The sequence below is a fragment of the Ideonella paludis genome, assembly GCF_018069865.1.
In the GTDB taxonomy this organism is placed as follows: domain Bacteria; phylum Pseudomonadota; class Gammaproteobacteria; order Burkholderiales; family Burkholderiaceae_C; genus Ideonella; species Ideonella paludis.
In genome coordinates, this window is the sequence record NZ_JAGQDG010000016.1 from 1 (window position 1) to 4127 (window position 4127).

Annotated in this window: 1 protein-coding gene; it reads left to right on the top strand. The window is 61.0% G+C overall.

Annotation, left to right across the window (positions count from 1 at the left end; translation table 11 throughout):
• Window positions 1-3449, top strand: a 3449-nt coding sequence (locus KAK11_RS21570; RefSeq protein ID WP_210811693.1) for an SPM autocatalytic domain-containing protein, incomplete at its 5' end; no start/stop codon positions are given.
• Between the last annotated feature and the right edge of the window lie 678 nt (window positions 3450-4127).

Here is a 4127-nt window from a genome sequence, read left to right on the forward strand (position 1 = left end):
ATGGCATCAACAACCCCGTGGGCTCCGCCGTGGTCCAGGCCGATGGCTCTTGGAGCCTCGACCTCACCTCCACCACGCTCAAGGACGGCTCCTACAACTTCTATGCCCGTGACCGCGATGGCGGTGACTGGTCTAACAAGGCCTCGGTGAATATCGATGCCCCCAACGGTTCGGTGGAGAACTGGGCCGATTGGGGGGTCGCCACAGGCTACCGGACATCCGGCGCTCAGCCGACCGGAACCCTGGTGACCAAAGACGGTGTGGTCAACGTCACGTCTCAGATCACGAACGACGCTTGGTATGGGGTGATGCCCAGCACGGCCGAGGTGGACGCGAATCTGCAAAAACTCTTCCCCGGCGGCAGTGCGGATGGACGTGAGGGCAACAGCCTCTACATGTGGAGTGGTGGGGTCTTGACGCTGACCTTCGACAAACCCATTGAAGACCCCAACCTCTTGTTCTTCGACCTGAGCGCCACCGCCACCATCACGGCCTGGGATGCACAGGGCGTGCAGTTCAACCCCACGCTGTCCTTGGTGGCCAATGCGGGCACCAATGGCCTGGGCGCCATCAACGGCAATACGGTCACTGCGCTCAATGACTCGCAAGGCGTGGTGGAAGCCAAGGGCTTGATCACCAAGATTGAAGTCCGGGTCACCAGCCAAACCGGCTATGCCGAAACGTATGTGCAACTGGGCCAAAAGGCGGCCCGTGACGGCACCTCCTACGGCAAGGACGACGGCTCCATCGTCCCCGGCAACCCCAGCATCATCGACAACAGCGGCAACGATGTGCTGAGCTTCGCCACCCAGGCCGAGCTGGATGCCGCCTTGTCCAAGGGCCACATAGAAGGCGGCGACGGCATCGACACCCTGCGCCTCACGGGTAAGGGCATGCGCCTGGACCTGACCAACTTCTCCAGCACCCCGGGCGTGGACCAAGAGGTCAACAACTACGAGAAGTTCGACCTCGGCAGCGGCGGCAAGAATGCGCTGATCATGAGCGTTAACGACGTGTTGGCGCAAGGTCAAACCAATGCCTTCACCGTCAACGGCCGCACGCAAGTGATGGTGCTGGGCGACAACACCAACAGCCTGACCTTGACGCAGTTGGTCGACCACGGTGGCGACACCGGCACCTGGGTCGCTGGCGGCACCGTGCTGGTGGACGGCACGAGCTACAACGTTTTCAACCACAGCAGCCTGCCGGCCCAAGTGCTGGTCAAACCCGGCGTGCAGGTTCTCTTGCCAGTTGACCCCGGCACGCCGGCTGAAACCACCACCTTCCCGCAGGTCACGGGCCAGGTGTTAAGCAACGACGACGACCCTGACGGCCCCGAGGACCAACTGCGTGTGGCTGGTGTGGACAACAACCCCGGCGTCACGCCCGGTGAAAACGTCGGCACCCGCATCGAAGGCACTTATGGCCATCTGACGCTGAACGCGGACGGCACCTACACCTATGTGGCCGACAAGTCCGCGGGCCTCACCACCCCGCAGCAGGATGTCTTCTACTACCTGCCCAAGGACGGCCAAGGAGCCTATGCCGAGAAGCCCGTCAAGCTGACCATCAATGTCGACCCAGCCCTGGCCAACGTCACTTCCGTCAGCTCGCCGGACACCGTGACCGAGGGCCAAGACTTGGTGTTCACTGTGGGCACCTCGGCCTCGTCCGCCGCCACCACCATGACGCTGCAAGTGCTCAGTGGCAGCGGCACGGCCGGGGTGGACACCAGCACGCCACTGCAAGTCAACTTCGGTGCAGGCTGGGTCGAAGTGGTGGGAGGTCAGGTCTCCGTGCCCGCCGGCACCACCAGCTATCAGGTCAAAGTCCCGACAGTCGACGACAAGCTCATTGAGAAGGTGGAGACCGTTCAGCTGAAGGTCACCTCCAGCACAGGCTCCAGCGCCCAAGGCACTGGCACCATTTTGGACAACGACCTGCAAGGCAACACCGCGCAAGGCACCGAAGACAACCCCGTCACGCTGACCTGGACCCACTTCAATCTGGACAACCTGCCAGGCGCCAGCAAGCTGCAAATCACGCAGTTGCCTGCCGACGGGAAACTCGAGTTCAATGACAACGGCACCTGGCGTGCCGTGGCGGTCAACCAGCAGTTCAGCAAAGAGGACATTCAGGCCAACAAGCTGCGCTTTGTGCCGGACGCGAATGAATCCGGTACCGACGCCTACGCTGCGCCCGGGGTGGGCAACAAACTGAATGACTACGCGGAAGTGCAGTTCACGGCCTTCGACCAGGGGACCGTGCCCTTCACAGGTGGCAAGCTCGCCATCGACATCTCACCGGATGCCGATTTGGGAACCTTGTCCGTCTCGGCCCGCCCGTCGAGCTACGGAGGATTGCCGGGCCTGGGCGGCGTCTGGGACCGCTACACCTTTACCGTTAGCGGCAGCAGCGGCGACATGGACGGCAGCGAGCGCACCCGCATTGCACTGTCGAACAAGCCCTCAGACTACAGCCTCAACAGCACTCAATCTCGGGTGGCCATCATTGACGGCAGCGGTGCGGCGAAGTTGGTAGAGCCCGATGCGGACGGTTTGTTCTGGGTCAGCCCCACCGACCAAGTCTTTATCTCTCAGTTCACCTTGCCATCGCACCCCTTGCCTTACAGCTCGATTGCCTTCACGCTGTGGCGCGAGGAAGTCAACGCCGCCGGGCAAGTGCTGGACGCCGAAAAGACCGGCACCTCTGGCACCTACTGGTGCCCACCATCCCCCTTGGTGCTGGACTTGAACGGCGACGGCGTGCAAACCGTTGGACAGGCCGATGGCGTGTACTTCGACCTTGACGCTGATGGGCGGACCACCCGCGTCGGTTGGACCGATGGCAAGGATGGCCTGCTGGCGCTCGACCGCAACGGCGACGGACAGATCACCTCGGGCGCAGAACTGTTCGGCGACAACACACCCAGCAGCGACGGAGGCAAGGCCGCGCATGGCTTCGCCGCCTTGAGTGAGCTGGACAGCGACCACAACGGCGTCTTCGATGCGCAGGATCAGCTGTGGCAAAACGTCCAGGTCTGGGTGGACAGCAACCATGACGGCGTCAGCCAGCAGGCTGAGCTCCAAAGCCTGGAGGCTGTCGGCGTGCAGTCCATCAACCTGTCGGCGCTCGAAGGCAGCAGCTACCAGAACGGCAACTTCTTTGGCCTGCATGGTGAGGGTACCAAGCTCAACGGAGAGTCCTTCGAGGTGGTCGATGTGTGGTTCCAAGACAGCAACGAGACACGGCATCCAGAGTCGCAGCCCTCACTGAGCGCGGAAGACCTGTTCACCACCACCGCCGCAGTGATGCTGGAGACTGCAACGACGCCAGAAGCCGCTCTTGCGCCCACAGAAGCCGCGGCCATGGCATGGCACGGTCTCTGCACAGACCATGGGCGGGTCGGCCAGGCGCCCTGGGCACAGGACAGTCAAGTGTTGCTCTGAGTTCCGACGCTGAAGGTCCCGGCCTCTCAAGCCCCCAAAAGCCGCCCGCCTCAAAACGGGCGGCTTTTTATTGATATCAAACCATCTTATCCATTTAGAAATATTCATTTCAAATCAGAAATGAATTCAATCGAGCCGCTTTTAAAGCAGCGCGAAAATCTCGCCCGCCGACTGCGGTGAAGAGATATTTTCCAACCCTCATTCAATGCCTTGGTGGGCCCGAGCCTTGAGCGGCTTAAAACCGAGTGCCAAGCCGCTCTTTCACCAGGCCAGCGGCCAAGCCCCCCAGGGAAAGCCCGTACCAAGAGCGGTGAGAGCGACTCTCCGCCCCGGCCAAACCCATGAAATGATCTTTTGTGCCTCGCAAATAAATACCATCTCACACACAACAAAGAGAGTATTTAAGATATTTCAGCAGACCGCCAAAATCGTCAATATTCCACTGTTTTTGAGCGCACCAGAATAATTAGCCTCCACCGCCGAAGAGGCAATAACTAGAATAAATCCGCAACCATTGCTTACACGTCTTTAGGCAAGCCCCCCATCCAGATCAAAGGAGTCCCCCGTGTCCACCCCCTCAAAAGTCAAAGCACGCATGCTCAACGATGCCAACGCGACTGCAGCCGGCGCGACAGCGGGCGTGGCGCGAGTTGACGAGAGCCTGCAAGCTGCGGCGAG